Below are 20,924 nucleotides of genomic sequence, written 5' to 3'. Positions count from 1 at the left end.
AAGTGCGTGCACGCAAGTTTGCGTGCACGCAGGAAACCTGGGAGGCTGGCTGCTGTGACGGGGTTGCGCGAGCAGAAGAAGCAGGCCACGAGGGAGGCGTTGCGCGAGGCGGCACTGCGGCTGGCCCTGGCGCACGGGCCGGACGAAGTCCGCGTCGACGACATCGCCGAGGCGGCCGGCGTCTCGCCGAGGACCTACAACAACTACTTCTCCAGCCGCGAACAGGCGATCGTCGCCGCGGTCACCGCCGAACGGGAAGCGCGGGTCGCGGCGGCGGTGGCCGCCCGGCCCGGCGACGTCGGCTTGGCCGAAGCCGTGGTCGAGGCGATCGTGGCGCAGTACACCGACCCCGGCGAACCCGCCCGCGACGCGCTGCTGCTCATCACCACCCATCCCGCGTTGCGCGACGCCTTCGTCGGCACCACCACCGAACTCGAACACCCCCTCGCGGACGCGATCACCCCACGGCTCGCCGTTCCCGACGAGCACACTGCCCGCGTACTGGCCGCGAGTGTGGCCGCCGCGGTCCGCGTCGCGCTTCAACGATGGCTGCGGCCGCCGTCGCCCACCGGTGGGCTCGTCGTGCCGTCCGGCTCGCTCCCCGAGTTGCTTCGCGCCGCTCTCGCACCGCTCGAACCCGCACTCGACGCCGCGGGACGGTGATTCAGCCGACCAGCCCCGCGTCCCTCGCCAGCAGTCCCGCCTGGAAGCGGGTGCGGGCGCCCAGCTCGGTCATCAGGTTCGCGACGTGGCGGCGGTACGTGCGCACCGACATGCCCAGGCGCCGGGCGGAAACCTCGTCGGTGCAGCCGGCCGCCAGCTGGGCGCCGATCGCCGCGCGCAGCTCGGACGAGGCCACTTCGCCCCGGCCGCCGGGGGCGCTCACCTCGGGGGTGGCCGTCTGCCAGACGTGGTCGAACAGCTCGTGCACCCGGGCGACGATCGCCGGGGTGCGGACGAGCACCGCCCCGGACGCCGGTTCGTCGCCGGGGCACGCCGAAACCAGGAGCACCCGCCGGTCGAAGAGCGACAGCCGGAACCACAGCTGGGGCACCGAACGCACCGCGCCGCCGGCCGCGGTCAGCTTGCCGACGTAGGACCGGACCGCGAGCTTGGCGAGCACGCTGTGCTGCACCACGGTCCGCACGCCGATGCCGCGCCGCCGCATCTCCAGCTCGTCCGGCAGCACGGCGCCGAAGTCGGTCGCGCTCAGGTGCGTCGTGGCGAACTCCGACGAGCATTCGCCGACCGCCCGGTAGACCGCCACCCGGGTGGGCTCGCCCGGAGGCAGGACCGTGAGCTCGTCGTCCCGGTCGCCGGCGTCACGGGCCCGGGAGTACACCGCGCCCAGGTCCTGCAGCGTCTTCCGGGTCTCCTCGATGAACCGCTGGGTGGCGTGCAGGTCGGAGAGCACCGGCGTCAGGAGCTCCGCTTCGGCCCACTCCGGCGGCATGGGCCGGAAGCGGCCTTCGGCACCGGCCGGGCGGACCAGCCGGACGGCCTCCAGCCGGGCCAGCGCGTCGGCCGCGCGCTCGGGCGACAAACCGGCTTCCCTGGCCACGATCTCGCTGTCCAGCGTGTCGTAGCGGAGCGTCAGTCGGTACAGGTCGAGGGTGTCCTCGTCGACGCCGTGTGCCGTTCGCATCGCGCGGTCCCTTCGCTCGCCCTCACCGCTCTGCCACGATCGACGGTAGGGCTCGCCGGGGCCGCGGGCCCAGGCCAGGCGGCGAAGTTGGGTGCAAAGCGTGAGCCCTCCTACGACTGAAGTCGTAGGCCCGGCCCGCCCGCGGCCCGGAGCACCCGCTCGCCCAGCTCGCGCAGGTGGTCCGCCAGCTCCGGCGGCTCCAGCACCTCGAAGTCGCACCCCAGCATGGCGAGCCGGAACGCGATCCACTCCAAGGAGTCGGCGCGTGTCCGGAGCCGGCAGCTGTGGTCGTCGATCGGTTCCAGGTCCGCCCGTGCCCCGCGCATGCGACGGCGGACCTCGTCGACCGGGGCGTGCAGGGCCACCACCGCGCGGTAGGTGGGCGCGCGTTCGAAGAGCTTGCCGGACACGTATGCCGCGGCGTCCGCCGCCGGCAGTTCGCGCGGTGGCGTCCGGACGCCGGTGAGGAACGGCTCGCGCATCCGGTCCGCGCGGAAGATCCGCCAGTCGGCGCGGTCGTTGTCCCAGGCCACCAGGTACCACCGGCGCTTGGTCGACACGAGCCGGTGCGGTTCCACGAGCCGCCGCGTCTCGCTCCCGTCCGCGGCCTGGTAGTGGAACCGGAGCCGTTCGTGCTGCGCCACCGCGACGGCCATGCGGGCCAGGTCCTCCGGGTCGACCTGCGGGCCGTCCCCGGGCAGCAGCGGTTCGGTCGCGGAGTTCAGCGCGCTGACGCGGTGCCGCAGCCGGGAGGGCAGCACCTGCAGCAGCTTGGCGAGGGCGCGGACCGAAGCCTCTTCGATGCCCTCGACCGCGTGCCCGGCGCCGGTCCGCAGGCCGACCGCGATGGCGACGGCCTCCTCGTCGTCGAGCAGCAACGGGGGCATGGCCTGGCCCGCGACCAGGCGGTACCCGCCGATCGCGCCCATCGTCGCCTCGACCGGGTACCCCAGTTCGCGCAGCCGGTCGATGTCGCGCCGGATGGTGCGCGGGCTGACCCCGAGCCGTTCCGCCAGTTCGCTGCCCGGCCACTCGCGCGGCGTCTGCAGCAGGGAAAGCAGGGCCAGCAACCGGGCGGGGGTGTCCGTCATGACGACAAGTATCCCATCGATGTGGGACACGATCTGACCTACTTGGGTCTTACCGTCGGCCGCAGCGACCGACGAGGGAGACCACCATGACGACCAGCCTGACCGCCCCGGCCACCGTTTCCGGCGTTCTGCCGGCGGCCCAGCCGTTCGACCTGCGCACCTCGATCCGGTTCCTGCAGGGCTTCGGAGCCTGCAGGGGTGACCAGGTCATGACCGAGGACACCCTGACCAAGGCGATCGCCATCGGCGGCCAGGCCGTCGTGTTCAAGGTCAGCCCGTGCGACGGCGGCGTCGAATACGAGCTGAGCTCGGACCGGCCGATCGCGCCGGAGCTGCGTGCCGCGGTGCTCGCCAAGATCGACGGCTACCTCAGCCTGTCCGACGACCTCACCGGGTTCTACGCCCAGGCGGCCGGCGACCACCCCGGCTACGCGCGCCTGGTCAAGGCACTCTGGGGCCTGCACCAGGTCCGGTTCCTGACGGTGGCGGAGATCGGCGTCTGGGCGATCCTTTCCCAGCGCACGCCGAAGAACGTCTCCACCGCGCTCAAGCGCCGGATCACCGAGCGGTTCGGGCGCACCATCGGCTACGACGGGCTGCGGTTCCAGGCCTTCCCCGAGCTGACCGACCTGCGCCAGCTCGAGGTCGACGACTGGCTCGCGATCGTCAAGAACGCGCGCAAGGCCGAATACCTCGCCAGCCTCGTCGAAGGCTTGCTGGACATCGGCGAGGACTACCTCGCGACGGCGTCCTACGGGCAGGCGACGAAGGCGCTGCGCGGGATCAAGGGCGTCGGCGAGTTCTCCGCCGCCGCGATCCTCCTGCGCGGTCTGGGCCGGATGGACTTCGTCCCCCTGGAGATGCCGGCGTTCGCCGACGCGACGGCCAAGGTCTACGGCCCGGGGTACGACAACCAGCGGTTGCGCAGCCGGTACGGGGACAACCTCGGCTACTGGGCCTACTACCTGCACACCGGCCTCGGCGCCCTGCGGGACGAGGCACTGGGCCCGGTCGCGTGCGGAACCGGGCGGTGACCTCTTCCTGCCATCGTGACGAGGTGGACACCTCCGGTGACCACGCCCGACCATGGACCCGGTGAACCACTCGACGAGCGGCCGGCTGCCCGGCCCGTTGTCCTCCGCAACGGGCCCGGCACCGGCCGCTGTCGCGTTGAGCTCGGCGGAGGCCGGGCTGACGCACGCCGAAGTGGCGGACGCCGTCGCCCGGGCCACCGAGGTCGTCACCCCGCACCACTTGCTGCTGGCGTGGGCCGGCTCCTCCGCGGCCGAGCCACGGGAAAGCCCTTTCAGCGAGCGAACCGCGCTGCTGGCCGCCTTGCCACCACGGCACGCGGAAGAACTGGCGGCGGCCGCGTGGCCGGTCGTCGAAACGGGCGGGCGCGTGCACTGCGCCCGCTCCTGCGAGCCGGGAACCGTCGTCGACGAACTGCGGGCCACGCGGGCCACCGACCTCGTCGTGCGCGGCGATCTGCTGTGCCCGATCCGCCGGACGCTGGAGCGCGAGCTCGCCACCGGCCCGATCGTCACCCTGGCCGTGTTCGAAGGGCTGCAACGCGATCGCGACCGCGGCGCGGAAGCACGCCGGGCCGCGCTGCCCGCGTTGCACGCCTGGCTCGGTTCGAAGCTGACCACGCTGTGGTACGCCGGTGAGCCGGCGGACGCCGAGACCGTCACCTTCTTCACCCGAGTGGGTTTGCCCGTCCGGCGGCTCGGCTGACGAAACGACCCGGGTCCCCCGGCGGATGATTTCCGCCGGGGGACCCGGGTCGTTCAGGCTTGCAGCTCGGTGGCCCGCCACCCCGAAGCCGGATTGCGACTACGGACGGCAGTACCGGGTTGCGGGGAGGTCTGGATGAGCGGCGCAGGTGATGCCTCAGCGTGCGGTTCACGCCGGCTCGGCATCTTGAACGGGGCGCTACGACTTCGCCGCAACCCTGGATCCTTCCGTGGGTCAGGCCGCCGGCTGCTCCGCCGGCCGGATCTTCTTGGGCAGTGCGAACATCAGGAGGAACGCGAGGGTGAGGCCGCCGACGACCCACCACAGACCGTTGCCGAACGCCGAGCTGTAGACTGCCGCGCGGTCCGGTGCGGCCGGGGACACCTTGCCGACGGCGCCGAAGAACGCGACCGAGACCAGCCCGAGGCCGAACGCCCAGCCGAGCTGCTGCACGGTGCTGATCAGCCCGGAGGCCGAACCGGAGTGCTCGGGCGGCACGTCGGACAGGATCGCGTCGGTGATCGGGGAAATGATGAGCCCCATCCCGAAGCCCATGACCAGCAGCGCCGGGACCATCTCCCACGTGGTGATCCCGGTGCCCAGCCACGAAACCAGCAGGATGTAGATCAGCACGCCCACCTTCATCACCAGGGCGCCGCCCTGCAGGACCTTGCGGCCGAAGCGGGGCACGAGGAGCGCGACGGACATCCCCGCCGCGCCGCCGACCGCCAGCGAGAACGGCACCGCGGTGAGCCCGGCGTGGAGCGTCTCCCAGCCCAGCCCGGCCTGCATGTACAGCGTCCAGATCAGGAAGAAGATGCCCGTGGTGGCGCCGAAGACCAGCTGGACGGCGATGCCGGCGGCGAAGCTCTTGATCCGGAACAGCTCCAGCACGACCAGCGGCGAGCCGGCCTTCCGCCGCTCGTAGGCGATGAACAGGCCGAACACCACGACGCCCACGGCCATCGAAACGAACGTCCACAGTGGCCAGCCCAGCTGCTCGCCCTGGGTCAGCGGGAACAGCACGAGCAGCAGCCCGGCGGTGGCCAGCACGGTGCCCACGACGTCGACGCGCAGGGCGTCGCGGCTCTTGGACTCGGTGATGAACCGCGCGCCCAGCGCCAGGCCCGCGATCCCGATCGGCAGGTTGACCAGGAAGATCGGCCGCCACTCGAGCCCGAAGAGGTTCCACTGCGTCAGCAGGGCGCCCAGCAGCGGACCGGCGACGGCGCCGAGCCCGACCATCGCGCCGTACATGCCGAAGACCTTGCCGCGCTCCTCCGCCGGGAACGTGACGTGGATGATCGACAGCACCTGCGGCACCATCATCGCCCCGGCCACGCCCTGCAGGACGCGCGACACGACCAGCATGTCCGGCCCGGCGGACAGGCCGCAGAGCGCCGACGCGACCGTGAACCCGGCGATGCCGAGCAGGAACAGGCGCTTGCGACCGAAGATGTCACCCAGCCGGCCGCCGGTGATCAGGCCCAGTGCGAACGCCAGCGCGTAGCCGCCGGTGATCCACTGCACCGCGCTGAACGACGCGCCGGTGTCCCGCTGGATGCTCGGCACGGCGATGTTGACGATGGTGACGTCGACGAGATCCATGAAGGCGGCGGTCATCACCACCGCGAGGGCGAGCCAGCGGCGGCGGTCCGCCGCGGCGGACGCTGTGGGAGCCACAGCGGTGGGGGCGATGGTCATCCGTCTCTACCTTTCCTGTTCTTCGAATCGGGCTTCGGTGAAGCTAGTTCCCGAGTAGGCCAGTTCGTGTCCTACTTCGGCGACGGGAACGACGGGTTTCGGCCGGCGCGGCCACCACATGGCTTCGCCGAGGTCGAGCGTCAGCGCGGTGACCAGGACCGAACGGACGACGAAGGTGTCGATCAGCACGCCCAGCGCGACGGTGAACCCGAGCTCCGCGGCGAACACCATCGGCAGCGAGCCCATCGCCGCGAACGTGCCGGCCAGCACCAGGCCGGCCGAGGTGATCACGCCGCCGGTCGCGGTCAGGCCGGTGCGGGCCCCGCGTCGGGTGCCCGCCTTGCCGGCCTCCTCCCGGATCCGGGTGACGAGGAAGATGTTGTAGTCCACTCCCAGCGCCACCAGGAAGGTGAAGGCCTGCAACGGGAACGCGGCGTCCATGCCGCCGAACCCGAAGACGTGGTCGAAGACGAACACGCTGATGCCCATCGTGGCGCCGTAGGACAGCACGACCGTGCCGACCAGCACCAGCGGCGCGACCAGCGCCCGCAGCAGCAGGACCAGGATGCCGAACACCACCAGCAGGATCGCGGGGATGACGACCCACGAATCCCGCGCGGCGCCCTCCTGCATGTCCAGCGTGATCGCCGGACCGCCGCCCACCGCGGCGCCGTCTCCCGCGAGGCCGTGCACGACGGCACGCACCTGCCGCGCGGTGTCCAGTGCTTCCGGGCTGCCCGCGCCGGCCCGCGGCGTGGCGAGGATCAGCGTCTTGCCGTCCTTCTGGTCCAGTTGCACGACGGTCGCCACCGACGGCAGCAGCGACAGCCTCAGCCGGACCTGGTCCGAGGCGGCCGAGTCCACGACCGCGCAGATCGGGTTCCCGGCCCCCGCCGGGAAGTGCCGGGCCTGCAGCTGGTCGCCGAGCACGGCTTCGGTGACCTTGGTGAACTGGCGGTCCTGCGGGATGCCCTCGGCGTGCAGGCCGAGCATCCCCAGCGAGAGCGCGCCGAGCACCGCCGCCGTGACCGCCCAGATCCACCGGGGCCTGCGGGCGACGAACGCGCTGACGCGGCCCCAGAACCCGCCGCCCGACGGCGGCAGCGCGCCGAACGACGGCTTGGCGGGCCAGAAGATCCACCGTCCACAGAGGACGAGCAGGGCGGGCAGCAACGTCGTCATGGCCAGCAGGGCCACCACGATGCCGACCGCGCAGACCGGGCCGAGGCCGCGGGTGGAGTTCACGGTCGCGAGCAGCAGGACCAGCAGGCTCACCGCGACCGTGGCGGCGCTCGCCAGGATGGCGGGCCCGGACCGGCGCAGGGCGCGCGCCATCGCGTCGTGCCGGTCGAAGTGGACCAGCAGCTCCTCGCGGTACCGGGCGATCAGCAGCAGCGCGTAGTCGGTCGCGGCGCCGAACACCAGCACGCTGAGGATGAAGCTGCTCTGGGAGTTCACGACGACGCCGGCGTACTTCGCCAGCACGGCGATCACCGCTTCGGAGGTGAAGACCGCGGCCACCGCGGAGATCACCGGGAGCAGCCACAGCACCGGGCTCCGGTAGGTGAAGAGCAGGATCGCGACGACCACGACCACCGCGATGATCATCAGCAGGTCCGCCGCGCCGAACGCCCGGCCGGAGTCCGCCGCGTAGCCGCCGGGGCCGGTCACGTGGCTGACCAGCCCCGTGTCCCCTTCGGCCGCGATCGCCGCCAGCCGGTCGACCACCTGCGCGATCCCGGTCCAGCCCGACTCCCCGACCCGGACCGGCACCACCGTCTCGACGGCCTGGAGGTCGTCGGCGACGAGCGGCAGCTGGACCTTGCCGGTGACGCCGTCGAGCCGCTGGAAGGCGGCCGCGTCCGCGTTGGCCTTGGCCACGTCGGCCTGCGTCAGCCCGCCCGTGCGGGAGTAGACGACGACGGCGGGCATCGTGCCGCCCGGGCCGAACTTCCCGGCCGCGGTCACGAACCGCGCCGACTCCGAAGAGCTCGGCAGCCACGCGGAGATGTCGTTCTTCTGGACCGAACCGAGCATCCCGGCGAGCGAGAACGCCGGGATCAGCAGCAGGATCCAGGCGACGAGGACCACCCACTTGCCACGCCGTCCGCCCGGCAGGGCCACCAGTGCGCGCATCATCCCTCGGCCCTCCTCAGGTGTGGTGGACATCGACGTGCCAGGTGCCGTCGGCGTGGTTGGTGATCCGGACGTGCCACTCGACGGTGATGGGGATCCCCGAGATGATCACGTAGAAGTCGGCGGCCACGGCGACCGTCGCCGTGCCGTTCCCGGTGTAGGACACCCAGTCCCGCAGGGCGTCGTAGGCGAACCCGCCGTACTGGCAGACCCCGCCGCCCGCGGTGAGCACCGGGCCGTCGCGCCGCAGGTCGAAGGTGACCGCCGCGTGCCAGGCGTCGCAGCTGTACGCCGAGCAGAGCCGCACGGTCCGCGAGGTGCCCGTCGTCGTGAAGGTGGCGGTGTTGACGCAACCGGTTTCCGGGACGCCGGCGGGGTACTTGCGGTGCAGGAAGTCGCATTCCGCGGTGGACCCGGTGTAGTCGACGTGGGCGGTCCCGGTCGCCGGCGCGTCGGCGTCGACGATGAGCTTCCCGGACAGCGGCGACGGCCTGCCCACGATGCTGTCCGCGGCGGCCTGGGCGGGTGGTGACGCGGTCCCGCCGAGGAACACGGCCGCCACGGCCAGCGCGACGACCGCGCCGGCGGCCGTCAGCGCGCCGGCTCTGCGTGATGGGAGCACTTCGCTCGTCTCCTTCGCTCGTCCGGCGAGACCGAGTCTGCCGGGGTCCCGGTCCGCCGGGAACCGTTGCGGGATGGCACTTTCCGCCCCTGGCAGGTTCCTGCCACCGGGGTCACCACCAGATGCTGTCGGCGTCGTGCCACGGCCGCCGCCGGGCCCAGGGCGCCGGTTCGGGACGCGCCGGCTCCGGCGGCGCGCTCCCCCGCTCCAGCAGGACGCACAGCGCTCCCACCAGAGCCGCGATCTCCTCGTCCGTCGGGCTGCCCCGCCGGATCCACAGCGCCGGTTCGCCGGTCACGTCGGCACGTTCCCGTGCTTGCGGTGCGGCAGCCGGACGGCCTTCCCGGCGAGCATGCGCAGGGCGCGCGCCAGGACTTCGCGGGTGCGCCGGGGATCGATGACGTCGTCGACGAGCCCGCGTTCGGCGGCGTGGTACGGGTGCATGAGCTCGCGGCGGTACTCCTCGATCCGGCTCGCCCGCGTCGCGTCCGGATCGGCGGCCTCGGCGATCTCGCGCCGGAACACGACGTTGGCCGCGCCTTCCGCGCCCATCACCGCGATCTCGTTGGTCGGGAAGGCGTACGCCAGGTCGGCGCCGATGGACCGTGAGTCCATCACGATGTACGCGCCCCCGTAGGCCTTGCGCACGATGACCTGGATCCGCGGCACGGTCGCGTTGCAGTAGGCGTAGAGCAGTTTCGCGCCGTGCCGGATGGCGCCGTTGTGCTCCTGGCCGACGCCGGGCAGGAAGCCCGGCACGTCGACCAGGGTCACCAGCGGGATGTTGAACGAGTCGCAGGTGCTGACGAACCGGGCCGCCTTCTCCGACGAGTGGATGTCGAGCACGCCAGCCAGCGTGAGCGGCTGGTTCGCGACGACCCCGACCACGTCACCGCCGATCCGCGCCAGCGCGCACAGCACGTTCGGCGCCCAGTTCTCGTGCACCTCCAGGAAGTCGCCGTCGTCGACGACCTCCGCGATCACCTCGCGCATGTCGTACGGCCGGGCCGGATCGGCGGGGACGAGGTCGAGCAGCCGTTCGCTGGTCCGCTCCACGGGGTCGTCCGGCACGACCGACGGCGGCTTCTCGAGGTTGCTGGCCGGCAGCAGCGAGAGGAGGTAGCGCACGTCCGCCAGGCACGTCCGCTCGTCGTCGTAGCCGAAGTGCGCCACGCCGGAGATGCCGGAGTGCACGCCCGCGCCGCCGAGCTCGTCGTGGGTGACCCGCTCGCCGGTGACCGTTTCGACGACGTCCGGTCCGGTGAGGAACATCTGCGAGGTGTCCCGGACCATGAAGACGAAGTCGCTCAGCGCCGGCGCGTAGGCGGCGCCCCCGGCGCAGGGGCCGGTCACCACCGAGATCTGCGGGATCACCCCGGACGCGGCCACCGCGCGCCGGAAGATGCCGCCGTACCCGGCGAGCGCGGTGACGCCCTCCTGGATCCGGGCGCCCGCGCCGTCGTTGATGCCGACGATCGGGGCGCCCGCGGCGAGCGCCAGGTCCATCACCTTGTGGATCTTCTCCGCGTGCGCTTCGCCGAGCGCGCCGCCGAAGATGCGGAAGTCGTGGGCGAACACGAACACCGTCCGCCCGTCCACGGTGCCCCAGCCGGTGACCACACCGTCGGTGTGGGGCCGCCGGTCCTCCAGGCCGAAGCCGGTGGCCCGGTGCCGGCGGAACGGCTCCACCTCCTGGAAGCTGTCTTCGTCCAGCAGCAGCTCGATGCGTTCCCGCGCGGTCAGCTTCCCCTTCGCGTGCTGGGCCGCGGTCGCCCGCGGGACGCCTTCGGCGATCGACCGGCGCAGGCCCGCCAGCTCGGCGACCCGCGCCGCGGCGGGAACCGTCGCGGACGGCGACGCGAAGTCGTGTTCGAGCCGCTCCTCGACGGCGGTCACGACCCCACCGACCAGTGGTAGAACTCCTCGGCCATGGCGTCGCGCGGCGACTTCCACGTCCGCTCGTCGTACGGCTTGACGTGCTCGGCCAGCTTCGCGTTGACGTCGGCGAACAACTCGTGCCCGCGCACTTCCTCGACGCGCCGCGGACCGTCTTCACCGGCCTCGAAGAGGTGGAAGTAGAGGCCCTGGTAGCGGAACAACCGGCGGCGCGTGACGCCGACGAGTCCCGGGAGCTCGGTGCGGTCGGACTCGGCGAAGATGCCCGCGACCCGCCCGGCCGCGTCCGGCGTCATCCTGGCCACGATCAGTGTGGTCGTCATGGGATTGTCCAATCAGGTGGTGGTGAGCTGTTTCCGGGGCCGGGCGACCGCCCAGCGGGTGCGGATCGGCTTCTCGACGAAGGTGTAGAGCAGCCACGCCAGCACGAAACTGGCCAGGAGATCGAGCGCGATGATCCCGAGCGAGACGGGGATCGAGAACAGCTTTCCGTTGCGCAGCACCGTTCCGCCGCCGAACACGACGATTCCGTGCACGAGGTAGAAGGAGTACGACAGGTCGCCCAGCTTCGCCCACACCTTGCCCCGCAGCACCGAGCGCCGGTTCCGGACGTCGGTGTTCGCCGCGGCCGCGACCAGCAGCGCGGCGGGCAGGATCTCCACGAACGAAAGCTCGAAGGTGAACGGCAGGAGCAGGCCCAGCCCGGCGGCGACGACGTAGATCCCGGCGGCGGGCAGCAGGCCCAGGTTGATCCAGCGGCCGGTCTTGACGATCCGGCACATGATCATGCCGAGCACGAAGTCCAGCATGCGGGTCGGCGGCGCGGTGTAGACCATCCAGAACTGCGTCATCCCGATCGGCGAGGAGAACGGGAACGCGGGCGTGCCCGGCACCAGGAAGTGGGACACGCTCGTGATCACGAGCACCGTCGCGACGATGCCGCCGACCCACCACCACAGCCGGTGCGGCGCGATCCGGCCGACCTGCTTGAGGATCAGCGGGAACGCCAGGTAGAACGGGATCTCGCAGGCCAGCGACCAGGTGGAGCCGTTGAGCGCGGCCCAGATCTCGTAGCGGGGCACCCACGACTGCACGAGGAACACGTTCGGCAGCACCTGGCCCAGCGTCGCGCCGACACCCAGGAGGCAGATCAGCATCGTGACGAGGTGGCCCGGGTAGATGCGGACCAGCCGGCGGCGGATGAAGCCGCCGTAGGTGTCGGATGGTTTCGCGAGCCAGGTGAGCAGGAAGCCGCTGAGCACGAAGAAGAACGAGACACAGCCGAACGCGGCGACCCGGAAGACGGCCTCGAGCCCGTCGCCGAACGCCTGGTCGGCGAACGGGTTGATGCCGGGCAGCGGCAGCAGGGAATGGTCCATGAACACGGTCAGCGACGCGAAGACCCGGAGGCCGGCCAACGTCGAGAGCCGCGTCTTGGCGGGTTTCGGGGTCGCCGGTACCGGCCCGGCCCCGGTTTCGGGAATGGTGGAGGTCATGGGACGACTCGTCTCCTCGGTCCGTCGCCTCAGGCGGCCGCGCGCGTCTGCCGCTCGGACAGGCCGAGCAGGCGGACGGCGTTGCCGGCCAGGATCGCGTTGGTGTCCTCAGTGGACAGATTCAGATCGGTGACGGCCCGCACGAGATCGCCGACCTCGTGCGGCAGCGGCGGGGTGTCCGTACCGAAGAGGACGTTGCCGGGACCGAACACGGACACGTTGGCGCGCAGGGCGTGCGGGCTGCACGACGCCGTGTCCACCCAGATCTGCGAGAAGTAGCTGCTCGGCTCGCGCGGCAGGGCCGGGGTGCCGGCGGTCTTCCAGTGCCGGGGCGCGTTCGCCAGGTCCAGCCTTCCGGCCAGCAACGCCAGCGCCCCGCCGCCGGTGGCCGCGATGATCCGCAGGCCCGGGTCCCGTTCGAGCCGGCCGCTCGTGATGAGGGTGGCCAGGCTCAGGTGCACGTCCGTGAAGCGGCCCAGCTGTTCGACCAGCCCGAAGTGGGCCAGCGCGCCCGAGCCCACCGGCTCGGCCGGCGGGTGCAGCATGACCGGCACCCCGGCCTCCGCGGCCAGCTCGAAGAAACCGTCGGCGCCCGGGTCGTCGAGGAACTTCCCGCGCACCGAGGTGTTGACGATGAAGCCGACGAACTCGTCGCGGCGCACCAGCTCCGCCGCGGCGGCGAGCTCGGCCTCGGTGCCGAACGGGTTCACGTAGGCGTAGGCGAGCAGGTGGCCGGCGTGCGCGCGGACGGTCTCGCCCAGCCAGTCGTGGAAGGCGGCCAGCTTGGCCGCGGGCTGGGCGTAGTTGTCCAGTCCCGGGATGCGGGTCATGGTGCCGAACCCGACCGGGCTGCCGACGACGGTCAGCCCGACCCCGGCCGCCAGCTTGCGCTCGATCATCCCGCCGATGTCGCCGAGGCTCGGCGGCATCGGGTACTTCGCCAGCAGTTCGGGTGCGGTCACGTGGCCGTGGACGTCGATGATCATGCCGGCACCGCCGGCCGGGCCGCCCGCACGACGGCCACGGCGTCCAGGTGCCCGAGACCGCGTTCGACGCCCTCGTGGAACCGGTCGCCGGAGGCCTCGGTCACCGGGGCCGGCACTCCCTGGGCCCGGGCGAGGTCGGTGGCCAGCCGCAGGTCCTTGGCCATGAGGTCGAGCCGGAACGCGGCGGGCTCCAGCCGGCCGGCGCCGGCGAGCATGCAGCGGAACGCCACGACCGGCGAGCTGTATCCGCTGCCGCCGAGCACCCGGAGCACGGTCGCCCGGTCGAGCCCGGCGGCCTCGCCGATGTCGACCGCCTCCGCGAGCCCGGCCAGCTGCACGCCGAGGAAGAGGTTGAGCGCGATCTTCATCTGCGCGCCGGAACCCCACTCCCCCAGCACGTTCACGTCCTTGCCGAGGGTTTCCAGCAGCGGGCGCGCCGCCTCGACGTACTCCGCCGGGCCGCCGGCGAGCATCCGCAGCTCGCCCTGCCGGGCGTGGTGCGGGTTGCCCAGCACCCGCGCCTCCACGAAACGGAAGCCGGCCTGTCCGGCGCGGGCACCGAAGTCACGGGCCGCGTCGGCGGACGTCGTGCTGGCGTCCAGCACCAGCGCCCCCTCCCGCAACCCGGCGGCGGCGCCGTCCGGGCCGAAGAGAGCCTGCTCCACGGCGTCCGCGTGAGCGAGGCTGACGAGCACGGCGTCCGCGCCGCGGGCGGCCTCGGCCGGCGTGCCCGCGGCGAACGCGCCCAGTTCCAGCAGGGGCAGCAGCTTTTCCGGGGTGCGGTTCCACACCCGCAGCTCGTGGCCCTCCGCCAGCAGCCGGTGCGCCATTCCGGCGCCCATCGCCCCGGTTCCCAGGACGGCGACGGTCGAAGTCATGGTGGTCCCTCCTTCACGAACTGGCGGTCACGCCGCCGTCGACGTACAGCACTTGCCCCGTGACGAACCCGGCTTCGGGCGAGGCCAGGAACGTCACCGCCGCGGCCACCTCGTCCGGGGTCGCGAACCGGCCGGCCGGGATCCGGCGCAGCATCATGGCGGTGAACTCGGCGCCCGCCCCGGCGGTCAGCGCGGTCGGCACGAAGCCGGGCGCGACCCCGTTGACGGTGACGCCGCGCGCGGCCCACTCCGTGCTGAGCTGCTTCACCAGCAGGTCGACACCGGCCTTCGACGCGCCGTAGGCGGAAAAGCCCCGCCGGCCCCCGAACGCGGCCCGCGTCGAGGACAGCAGCACGATCCGGCCGGGCCGCCCGGTGCCGAGCATCGCCCGGCCCGCGGCCTGCGCGAGCCAGAACGTGCCCGACAGGTTGACGCCGACGACCCGGTCCCACTCTTCGGGCTCGACGTCGAGGGCGGGCCCCTGCGCGTCGATCGCCGCCAGGTTCACCAGGACGTCGAGCGGGCCGAGCCGCCCGGTGACGTCCGCCACCAACTCGTCCACTGTGGACTTATCGGCCAGGTCGACGACGAACGGGTGCGCGCGCACCCCGTCCTCCCGAAGCTGCTTGCAGGCGAGTTCGGCACTGTCGCGCGTCCGGCCGGCCACGGCCAGCTCGACGCCCCGGGCGCCCAGCTGGTCGCAGACCGCCCGGCCGATCCCGCCGTACCCGCCGACGACGAGCGCGATCCGGTCAGGCATCGGACAGCTCCTCGTCGTGGCGGCGGCTGAGGACGCACCGCATGCTCGCCGAGGCGAAGAACGCGGCCGTCTTCTCCGGGGTGGACATGTCCCGTTCCTGTTCGAGGTACGGGTCCAGCTGCCGCTCCAGGTCCCGGACCTCCCGCTGGCGGCCCATGTGCTTGGCGACGTCGAGGAACTCGCCGTCGAACTCGATCACCCGGACCACGGTGTTGCGCCGCATGAAGACCGAGGTGCGCTTCAGCAGTCCCACGACGTTGCCCTCGTCGTCGCGCACGACGTGGTCGGGCCGGCCACTGCGCTCGAACAGGCGGATCACCTCCGCTTCCGTTCCCTCCCGCACGTTCCAGGTGAGCGCCCACTGCTGCGACATCGTCTTGTCCTCCTCGTCGTGTTCCTGCGGCTGGAAGCGGGGTTCCGGGATCCCGAGCAGACCGGCGCCGTAGGCGGCGAACCAGCCCAGCACCCGGGGCGGGCCGGTCATGCCGGACGGCCCACCAGGATGGAGTTCGGCGGGCTGATCTCGACGATCTCGTCGAGCACGAAGCCGGCGCGGGTGAACAGGGCCCGCCACTCCGCCTCGGTGCGTTCGACCCCGCCGACGTTGACCATCATTTCGACGTCCATGAACTTCGCGAAGCCCCACGCGTTGAGCCGCGGGACGACCGCCTCGACGACCAGGACGCGGGCGTCCGGCCGGTCGCCGATGGCCCGGCGGACGCGGGCCAGGATGTCGGCGCACTGGTCGTCGGTCCAGTCGTGCAGGACGCTCTTGAGGACGTAGGTGTCGCCGCCGGCCGGGACGGTCTCGAAGAACGAGCCGGCGACCAGTTCGACGCGGTCGCCGAACTCGCCGGTGACCGCACCGTCCAAAACGGACTGCTGGTCGAACAGGACGGCGGTGGTGCCCGGGTTGGCCCGCAGGATCTCCGAGACGAGGAACCCTTGCCCGCCGCCGATGTCGACGACCTTCCCGGCGCCGGCGAAGTCGTACCGCTCGGTGATGTCGCCGATCGAGTCGCCGGACAGCGCCAGCATCGCGCCGTCGAAGATCCGCTGGCTGTCGGCGTGTTCGGCCATGTAGGCGAACATGTCCGGCACGTCGTTGATCGCGTTGAACACCGGCGCGCCGGTGCGGACGGTGTCGAGGATCCGGCCGTAGGGCCGCCAGGTGAAGTCTTCGCCGAAGAAGATGACGGCCTGGCGCAGCGAGCCGGGGACGTCGTCGCGCAGGCACTCCGACAGCGGTGTCTGGCCGTAACGGCCTTCGGTGTCCTCGGCGAACACCCCCACGCTGGCGATGGCCCGCAGGATCCGGTGCAGCGAGCGGGCGTGCGTGCCGGTCGCCGCGGCGAGCTCGGCCGGCGTGCGCGGCCCGTCCGCCACCAGGTCGGCGACGCCGAGCTTGGCCGCGACGTAGAGCGCCTGCGCCACCCACTTCCCGGTGGCCATCAGCAGGATCTGCGCGGACTCCGGCAGCAGCGCGGTGTCCGGCGGGTCGGCGACGAGGCCTTCGGTCTCGTTGATCGCGGTCATCTCAGATCCCCTTCGCGCCGGCGTGGAGCGCACCCGGCGCCACCTCGTGGATGTTCCGTTCGACCGCGCCCGCCCAGTACGGCCGCAGCGGTGTGGTGGTCTGCTTGTGGACGGGGGCGTCCTCCCAAGCCAGGAAGGCGGCCGAGCTCTCCCACTCCGAGAGCAGGATGTAGCGGTCGTCGCCGTCGGCGGGCCGCAGCAGCTCGTCGCGGACGTGGCCGGGCGTGCCGGCGACCTTCGCGGTCACCTCGGCGTAGGCCGCCTCGAAGGCGGCCCGGTCGTCCTCCCGGATGCGGGCGAGGACCATCACTCGTGCGGTCATTGCGGTGCTCCGATCTCGGCTAGTTCCATGCGGGCGCTGCGCCGCAGCGCGGCCAGCGGTGCGGTGACGCGGTCCTGCGCCTCGCTCGTTTCGAAGCGGTGGAAGGACTCCCGGTCCCGCCACTCGCTGGTGATCACGAACTCGGTGGTGTCGTCGTCGACGTTGCGGGCGGTGATCGCCTGGCCGAGGCAGCCCGGCACGCCGGCGGCGTAGGCGGCCGCGGACTCGAACCGGTCGATGAACTCCCGGGCGTCGGCGCGGCCGACTTCCATCGTCAAGGTCATCCGGACCGGCATCTCAGATGCCCCCGTCCACGTAGAGCAGGGCGCCGTTGACGAACCGGGCGAAGTCGCCGGCGAGGAACAGCACCGCGTCGGCGATGTCATCCGGCCGGCCGAGCCGGCCGAGGGCGGCCAGGTTCGCGTAGCGGCCACGCTGTTCGGGCATCAGGCCGGCCACCTGGTCGGTCTCGACGATGCCCGGCGCGACGCTGTTGACCCGGATGCCGCGCGGGCCGAGCTCCTTGCACAGCGAGCGCGTCAGGCCGTGCACGCCGGCCTTGGCGGCCGTGTAGTGCGCGCGGTCCGGCATGCCGACCCACGCGACCGCCGAGGTGACGTTGACGATGGACGCGTTGTCCCGCAGCCGCGGGAGCACCGCGCGGACGACGAGGAACATGCCGGTGAGGTTGGTGTCCACCACGCGGTGCCATTCGTCGAGCTCCAGGTCCAGCACCGACGCGCTGCTGACCACGCCGGCGTTGTTCACCACGATGTCCAGCTCGCCCGCCTGCCCGGCGAGCGCGGCGACCTCGTCCGGGTCGGAGACGTCGGCGAAGGCGACGGAGTGTTCGGCGGACAGCTCCTTGAGCTCCGCGGCCAGTGTTTCGGCGGCCGCACTGGGCCGGGCCCCGACCGCGGTGACGGTGGCGCCGTGACGGGCCAGCGCGAGCGCGGTGGCCCGGCCGATGCCCCGGGTGCCCCCGGTGACGAGCGCGGTCTTGCCGGTCAGATCGATTTCGGTCACGGTTTCTCTCACATCCCGCCGTCGACCATGAGCGTCTGGCCGTTGACGTAGGAGGATCGGTGGTCGGCGAGGAACGCGACGACCTCGGCGAGCTCGGGCGGCTGCCCGATCCGGCCCAGGGCGCACTGCGCCTCGTAGCGCTTCCGCAGCTCGGCGTTCGGCGCGGACATTTCGGTTTCGACGATTCCGGGCGCGACGGCGTTGACGCGGATCCCGCGCCGGCCGAGCTCCCGGCTCAGCGCCTTGGTGAAGCCGATCAGGGCCGCCTTGCTCGCGGCGTAGTGCGTCTTGCCGGGAGCGCCGGTGATGCCGAGGCCCGAGGTGATCGTCACGACGCTGCCGCCGGCCCGCAGGTGCGGGAGCGCCGCCTTGGTCACCAGGTACGGCCCGGTGACGTTGGTGGCGAAGGTGGCTTCCCACTCCTGGAGTCCGAGGTTCTCCAGCATCGCGAAGGGGGCCACGCCGGCGTTGTTCACGAGGACGTCGATGCCGCCGAACTCCTCGCCGCAGCGCGCCACGGCGTCGCGCACCTGCTCGGCGGAGGTGACGTCGCACGGAAGCGCGAGTCCTCGCGGGGACGCCGAACCCAGTTCCTTGGCCAGCAGTCCGGCGGCTTCACCCTCGGTGCGGTACAGGCCGCACACGCGGACGCCGTCGGCGAGCAGCCGTCGCACCACCGCCTGCCCGATGCCCCGGCTCGCGCCGGTGACCAGTGCCGTGCGCGTCACGCCGGCCTCCCCGGGGCGAGCTGCCGGTCCCCGCCGGTCTCCCGGGAGACGACGGGGATCAGCCGGCGGCGGTCCAGTGCCTGCTGCTCCTCCGGCTTGATCCAGTCGCCGAAGCCGCTGCCGGTCGGGGCCGTCCGCATGATCCGGATGAAGCCGCTGCGCACCCTGCCGGGCACCTTGCCCCACTTGACCAGAGCCAGGTGCTCGGGCGAGCGGGCGAACTCCTGCAGCGACTCGAAGCTCTCGAAGAACGCGAGCGCCCCGGTCGTCAGCGGGAACTTGAACAGTCCCTTGTGGAACACGAAACCGGGGGTGCGCTTGAGCCGGCGCATCATCTTCCACACCAGCGGCCCGCCGGTGAGGAAACCCTTGAGCGTCAAGCGGGTCTTGCTGACGAACAGCACCTGCGCCCGCGCCTCGTCCGGCATCAGCTCGAAGTCCTGGGTCAGGCTGACCGGAAGCCGGTTCATGACAGCGCTTCCTTCCGCAACGCACCGAGGCCGGTGTGCAGGTAGTAGGCCCAGTAGCCCAGGTGCCTGCCGTACCGGTCGCGCAGCTTCTGGTTGTCGTAGCCGTCGCCGTAGAGCTTCGCCGTCGCTTCGGTGAAGTTCGGCATCTCCAGCGGCACGAAGTCCATCCGCCCCAGCCCGCGCAGCAGGATGGCCGCGGCGGAGAACTCCCCGACGCCCTTGATCGCGCGCAACGCCTTCGTGGCCTCTTCGTACGGGGCTTCGGCGAGGTAGTCCTCGTGCAGGTCGAGCAGCCCGTCCACGAGGCAGGCCAGGTACTCCGCCTTGCGGGCGTTCTTCACGATGCCGGCCCAGTCCGCGGCACCGAGGTGCTGGAGGTCGGCCAGCTCGGGGAACGCCTGGTACTCGACGCCGTCCACGGTGAGCTTGCGCCCGAACATCCCGGTGATCCGGCGCTTCAGCGCGACGGAGACGTTCTTCGGCGTCCGCTGCGAAAGCACCGCCCAGACCCCGATCTCCGCGACGGTGAGGAAGCGGACCTGGTGCAGGCCCCAGAGGTTCTTCACCAGGCGGGCGAAGGCCGGGTGGTCGCCCTCGGCCAGTGCGTAGAACTCACGGAGGTCGTCGGACAGGCTGAGGTAGCCGTCGATCTTGTCGCACACCTGGTCGTGGGTGGCCCGCGAGATCGGCCGGTCGGAGTGCAGCACGTAGTGCACGCCGTCGCGGGCGGGCGTCACCTCGAAGACCACGGCCTGGCCGTCGATCGCGATCGCCTTGGTGATGCTGTCGGCGGTCATCACCTGGTCGCCCTTGCAGGCGCCGAAGCCCTCCAGGAACCGGATGGACGTGCGCAGGTCGAACGGCTGGGCGGCCGGGAGCACCCCGGCGACCCGCGTCGGATCCAATGTGGCGGTCATGCCTCCTCCTTGGCGGTGGTCGGGTCCAGTGCCGCGCGGACGCCGGGCAGGGCGTCGGCGGTGCGGAGCACGGCGACGACGGACAGGAACGGATCGGTGACGAGCGTCAGCGGCGCCTTGTCCCGGGCGCCGAAGCCGTGTTCGGCACCGAGCACGCCGTGCCAGTCCAGGGCGAGCCCGATCGCCTCGTCCTCGCCGCCGGCGGGCAGGCCGGCCGCGGCGCGCAGGCTCTCCGCCCGCCGCACCTGCTTGGCCCGGCCCGACGCGATGTCGCGCTCGGCGATCTTGTGCAGGCTGCGCGGCACGCCCTGCAGGTGCGCGACCTGGACGATCGGCACGTCGGCGGTGGCCGGGTCGGTGCGCAGCGCGTCGACCAGGTCGTGTCCCGCCTTCTGCGTGATCCGGTTGCCCAGGATCACGACGAGCGGGCGGCCGGCCTTGGCGGAGAAGTCCACCTCGGTGCTTCCGGCCCCGGGCAGCACGGTCCCGCGCAGGTTCTTCGCGGCCGCCGCCTGCTCGATGGTCTTCTTGATCAGCTCCAGCTGGACGGCGCTGTTGGCGTTGATCCGGTCGCGCATCCCGGCGTCGTCGACGGGAGCGTCCGGCTTCATGCGGAACTCCTGGTACCAGCGCAGGACGGTGCCGCCGCCGTCGCCGGTCTCGTAGGTCCACCGGAGGTTCATGAACTCGAAGGGCCCGGTCTCCACCCGGCGCGCCACCACGGTGCGGGCGGCGCGGTCGAGCTCGCGTTCGGACACCCAGCTCCACACCCGGCCCTGCTCGTCGGGGTGCATGGTGAGCCGGAACCGGACGTACCCGGGCCGGGTCTCGAGGACTTCGGCGGCGGCGTACTCGCTGAAGAGCCGCGGCCAGCCGGGGACGTCGTTGGTGATGTCCCAGACGAGGTCGAACGGCGCGTTGATGTGCACGGAGTTCTCGGTACGGGCGGTCATTCCGGAACGGTCCCTTCCACT

Annotated in this window: 24 protein-coding genes; 3 read left to right on the top strand and 21 right to left on the bottom strand. The window is 72.0% G+C overall.

Annotated features, from left to right (window positions below):
• Positions 1 to 54 precede the first annotated feature (54 nt).
• Positions 55 to 663: a TetR/AcrR family transcriptional regulator gene (locus AB0G28_RS35220; protein WP_361099374.1), complete on the top strand. Its 609-nt coding sequence runs from the start codon at positions 55 to 57 to the stop codon at positions 661 to 663.
• 1 nt (position 664) lies between these two features.
• Here the strand turns inward: AB0G28_RS35220 and AB0G28_RS35215 are convergent, their stop codons facing one another.
• Entirely contained in the window at positions 665 to 1,645 is a 981-nt protein-coding gene (locus AB0G28_RS35215; RefSeq protein WP_361099371.1) for a hypothetical protein, read from the bottom strand.
• 110 nt (positions 1,646 to 1,755) lie between these two features.
• Positions 1,756 to 2,736 carry a YafY family protein gene (locus tag AB0G28_RS35210; protein ID WP_361099368.1) on the bottom strand — a complete coding sequence of 327 codons (981 nt, stop codon included), beginning with the start codon at positions 2,734 to 2,736 and terminating at the stop codon, positions 1,756 to 1,758.
• Positions 2,737 to 2,822: 86 nt separating this feature from the next.
• Here AB0G28_RS35210 and AB0G28_RS35205 point away from each other — a divergent pair, with 86 nt between their 5' ends.
• Both AB0G28_RS35205 and AB0G28_RS35200 read left to right on the top strand, forming a co-directional pair.
• The gene (locus AB0G28_RS35205; RefSeq protein WP_361099365.1) at positions 2,823 to 3,770 is read left to right on the top strand and encodes a hypothetical protein; all 948 of its coding nucleotides are present in this window, start codon (positions 2,823 to 2,825) and stop codon (positions 3,768 to 3,770) included.
• Positions 3,771 to 3,831: 61 nt separating this feature from the next.
• The gene (locus tag AB0G28_RS35200) at positions 3,832 to 4,473 is read left to right on the top strand and encodes a hypothetical protein (protein WP_361099363.1); all 642 of its coding nucleotides are present in this window, start codon (positions 3,832 to 3,834) and stop codon (positions 4,471 to 4,473) included.
• A 234-nt stretch (positions 4,474 to 4,707) separates the two neighbouring features.
• On the opposite strand, the gene AB0G28_RS35195 is transcribed toward AB0G28_RS35200, so the two are convergent.
• From AB0G28_RS35195 to AB0G28_RS35105, 19 genes are all read right to left on the bottom strand, one after another.
• Positions 4,708 to 6,177 (bottom strand): MFS transporter, encoded by a 1,470-nt coding sequence (locus AB0G28_RS35195; RefSeq protein ID WP_361099360.1) that lies wholly within the window; start codon positions 6,175 to 6,177, stop codon positions 4,708 to 4,710.
• Positions 6,178 to 6,183: 6 nt separating this feature from the next.
• Positions 6,184 to 8,316 carry an MMPL family transporter gene (locus AB0G28_RS35190; protein ID WP_361099357.1) on the bottom strand — a complete coding sequence of 711 codons (2,133 nt, stop codon included), beginning with the start codon at positions 8,314 to 8,316 and terminating at the stop codon, positions 6,184 to 6,186.
• Positions 8,317 to 8,329: 13 nt separating this feature from the next.
• Positions 8,330 to 8,935 carry a hypothetical protein gene (locus tag AB0G28_RS35185; RefSeq protein WP_361099354.1) on the bottom strand — a complete coding sequence of 202 codons (606 nt, stop codon included), beginning with the start codon at positions 8,933 to 8,935 and terminating at the stop codon, positions 8,330 to 8,332.
• Between the two features lie 112 nt (positions 8,936 to 9,047).
• Positions 9,048 to 9,233, bottom strand: coding sequence for an acyl-CoA carboxylase epsilon subunit (locus AB0G28_RS35180; protein WP_361099351.1), 186 nt, complete (start codon positions 9,231 to 9,233; stop codon positions 9,048 to 9,050).
• Positions 9,230 to 10,750, bottom strand: coding sequence for an acyl-CoA carboxylase subunit beta (locus AB0G28_RS35175; RefSeq protein WP_361099457.1), 1,521 nt, complete (start codon positions 10,748 to 10,750; stop codon positions 9,230 to 9,232). The genes AB0G28_RS35180 and AB0G28_RS35175 overlap by 4 nt, the downstream gene beginning before the upstream one ends.
• A gap of 77 nt (positions 10,751 to 10,827) precedes the next feature.
• Positions 10,828 to 11,154 carry a TcmI family type II polyketide cyclase gene (locus tag AB0G28_RS35170; RefSeq protein WP_361099348.1) on the bottom strand — a complete coding sequence of 109 codons (327 nt, stop codon included), beginning with the start codon at positions 11,152 to 11,154 and terminating at the stop codon, positions 10,828 to 10,830.
• Positions 11,155 to 11,166: 12 nt separating this feature from the next.
• Positions 11,167 to 12,327, bottom strand: a complete 1,161-nt coding sequence (locus AB0G28_RS35165; RefSeq protein WP_361099345.1) for an acyltransferase — start codon at positions 12,325 to 12,327, stop codon at positions 11,167 to 11,169.
• A 29-nt stretch (positions 12,328 to 12,356) separates the two neighbouring features.
• The gene (locus AB0G28_RS35160) at positions 12,357 to 13,313 is read right to left on the bottom strand and encodes an amidohydrolase family protein (protein ID WP_361099342.1); all 957 of its coding nucleotides are present in this window, start codon (positions 13,311 to 13,313) and stop codon (positions 12,357 to 12,359) included.
• Positions 13,310 to 14,191: an NAD(P)-dependent oxidoreductase gene (locus tag AB0G28_RS35155; protein WP_361099339.1), complete on the bottom strand. Its 882-nt coding sequence runs from the start codon at positions 14,189 to 14,191 to the stop codon at positions 13,310 to 13,312. Before AB0G28_RS35155 ends, AB0G28_RS35160 begins: the two co-directional genes overlap by 4 nt.
• 13 nt (positions 14,192 to 14,204) lie before the next feature.
• A complete protein-coding gene (locus tag AB0G28_RS35150) occupies positions 14,205 to 14,951 on the bottom strand; it encodes an SDR family NAD(P)-dependent oxidoreductase (RefSeq protein WP_361099336.1) in 747 nt (248 codons plus the stop codon).
• Entirely contained in the window at positions 14,944 to 15,435 is a 492-nt protein-coding gene (locus tag AB0G28_RS35145; RefSeq protein WP_361099333.1) for a SchA/CurD-like domain-containing protein, read from the bottom strand. Before AB0G28_RS35145 ends, AB0G28_RS35150 begins: the two co-directional genes overlap by 8 nt.
• Positions 15,432 to 16,487, bottom strand: coding sequence for a methyltransferase (locus AB0G28_RS35140; protein ID WP_361099330.1), 1,056 nt, complete (start codon positions 16,485 to 16,487; stop codon positions 15,432 to 15,434). The genes AB0G28_RS35145 and AB0G28_RS35140 overlap by 4 nt, the downstream gene beginning before the upstream one ends.
• Before the next feature lies 1 nt (position 16,488).
• Positions 16,489 to 16,809: an antibiotic biosynthesis monooxygenase family protein gene (locus tag AB0G28_RS35135; protein WP_361099327.1), complete on the bottom strand. Its 321-nt coding sequence runs from the start codon at positions 16,807 to 16,809 to the stop codon at positions 16,489 to 16,491.
• On the bottom strand, positions 16,806 to 17,093 hold the full coding sequence (locus tag AB0G28_RS35130; protein ID WP_361099324.1) for an antibiotic biosynthesis monooxygenase: 288 nt from the start codon (positions 17,091 to 17,093) through the stop codon (positions 16,806 to 16,808). The genes AB0G28_RS35135 and AB0G28_RS35130 overlap by 4 nt, the downstream gene beginning before the upstream one ends.
• 13 nt (positions 17,094 to 17,106) lie before the next feature.
• Positions 17,107 to 17,835, bottom strand: a complete 729-nt coding sequence (locus AB0G28_RS35125; RefSeq protein WP_361099321.1) for an SDR family NAD(P)-dependent oxidoreductase — start codon at positions 17,833 to 17,835, stop codon at positions 17,107 to 17,109.
• 8 nt (positions 17,836 to 17,843) lie between these two features.
• Complete coding sequence (locus AB0G28_RS35120; protein WP_361099318.1) at positions 17,844 to 18,563, bottom strand: SDR family NAD(P)-dependent oxidoreductase; 720 nt, start codon at positions 18,561 to 18,563, stop codon at positions 17,844 to 17,846.
• Complete coding sequence (locus AB0G28_RS35115) at positions 18,560 to 19,033, bottom strand: hypothetical protein (RefSeq protein ID WP_361099315.1); 474 nt, start codon at positions 19,031 to 19,033, stop codon at positions 18,560 to 18,562. The genes AB0G28_RS35120 and AB0G28_RS35115 overlap by 4 nt, the downstream gene beginning before the upstream one ends.
• On the bottom strand, positions 19,030 to 19,950 hold the full coding sequence (locus AB0G28_RS35110; protein ID WP_361099312.1) for a hypothetical protein: 921 nt from the start codon (positions 19,948 to 19,950) through the stop codon (positions 19,030 to 19,032). The genes AB0G28_RS35115 and AB0G28_RS35110 overlap by 4 nt, the downstream gene beginning before the upstream one ends.
• Positions 19,947 to 20,903, bottom strand: coding sequence for an SRPBCC family protein (locus AB0G28_RS35105; RefSeq protein ID WP_361099309.1), 957 nt, complete (start codon positions 20,901 to 20,903; stop codon positions 19,947 to 19,949). Before AB0G28_RS35105 ends, AB0G28_RS35110 begins: the two co-directional genes overlap by 4 nt.
• Between the last annotated feature and the right edge of the window lie 21 nt (positions 20,904 to 20,924).

Origin of the sequence: Amycolatopsis sp. NPDC021455, assembly GCF_040640995.1 — a bacterium.
Lineage (GTDB): Bacteria > Actinomycetota > Actinomycetes > Mycobacteriales > Pseudonocardiaceae > Amycolatopsis.
Note: the sequence above shows the minus strand (reverse complement) of the source record. Positions and strands in the feature narration are given on the sequence as shown.

What these genes read in the sequence shown, in the direction of transcription:
- AB0G28_RS35215 (WP_361099371.1), bottom strand. Translation starts at nt 1,645, where the DNA reads ATGCGAACGGCACACGGCGTCGACGAGGACACCCTCGACCTGTACCGA.
- AB0G28_RS35210 (WP_361099368.1), bottom strand. Translation starts at nt 2,736, where the DNA reads ATGACGGACACCCCCGCCCGGTTGCTGGCCCTGCTTTCCCTGCTGCAG.
- AB0G28_RS35205 (WP_361099365.1), top strand. Translation starts at nt 2,823, where the DNA reads ATGACGACCAGCCTGACCGCCCCGGCCACCGTTTCCGGCGTTCTGCCG.
- AB0G28_RS35195 (WP_361099360.1), bottom strand. Translation starts at nt 6,177, where the DNA reads ATGACCATCGCCCCCACCGCTGTGGCTCCCACAGCGTCCGCCGCGGCG.
- AB0G28_RS35190 (WP_361099357.1), bottom strand. Translation starts at nt 8,316, where the DNA reads ATGATGCGCGCACTGGTGGCCCTGCCGGGCGGACGGCGTGGCAAGTGG.
- AB0G28_RS35170 (WP_361099348.1), bottom strand. Translation starts at nt 11,154, where the DNA reads ATGACGACCACACTGATCGTGGCCAGGATGACGCCGGACGCGGCCGGG.
- AB0G28_RS35165 (WP_361099345.1), bottom strand. Translation starts at nt 12,327, where the DNA reads ATGACCTCCACCATTCCCGAAACCGGGGCCGGGCCGGTACCGGCGACC.
- AB0G28_RS35160 (WP_361099342.1), bottom strand. Translation starts at nt 13,313, where the DNA reads ATGATCATCGACGTCCACGGCCACGTGACCGCACCCGAACTGCTGGCG.
- AB0G28_RS35155 (WP_361099339.1), bottom strand. Translation starts at nt 14,191, where the DNA reads ATGACTTCGACCGTCGCCGTCCTGGGAACCGGGGCGATGGGCGCCGGA.
- AB0G28_RS35150 (WP_361099336.1), bottom strand. Translation starts at nt 14,951, where the DNA reads ATGCCTGACCGGATCGCGCTCGTCGTCGGCGGGTACGGCGGGATCGGC.
- AB0G28_RS35145 (WP_361099333.1), bottom strand. Translation starts at nt 15,435, where the DNA reads ATGACCGGCCCGCCCCGGGTGCTGGGCTGGTTCGCCGCCTACGGCGCC.
- AB0G28_RS35140 (WP_361099330.1), bottom strand. Translation starts at nt 16,487, where the DNA reads ATGACCGCGATCAACGAGACCGAAGGCCTCGTCGCCGACCCGCCGGAC.
- AB0G28_RS35135 (WP_361099327.1), bottom strand. Translation starts at nt 16,809, where the DNA reads ATGACCGCACGAGTGATGGTCCTCGCCCGCATCCGGGAGGACGACCGG.
- AB0G28_RS35130 (WP_361099324.1), bottom strand. Translation starts at nt 17,093, where the DNA reads ATGACCTTGACGATGGAAGTCGGCCGCGCCGACGCCCGGGAGTTCATC.
- AB0G28_RS35115 (WP_361099315.1), bottom strand. Translation starts at nt 19,033, where the DNA reads ATGAACCGGCTTCCGGTCAGCCTGACCCAGGACTTCGAGCTGATGCCG.
- AB0G28_RS35110 (WP_361099312.1), bottom strand. Translation starts at nt 19,950, where the DNA reads ATGACCGCCACATTGGATCCGACGCGGGTCGCCGGGGTGCTCCCGGCC.
- AB0G28_RS35105 (WP_361099309.1), bottom strand. Translation starts at nt 20,903, where the DNA reads ATGACCGCCCGTACCGAGAACTCCGTGCACATCAACGCGCCGTTCGAC.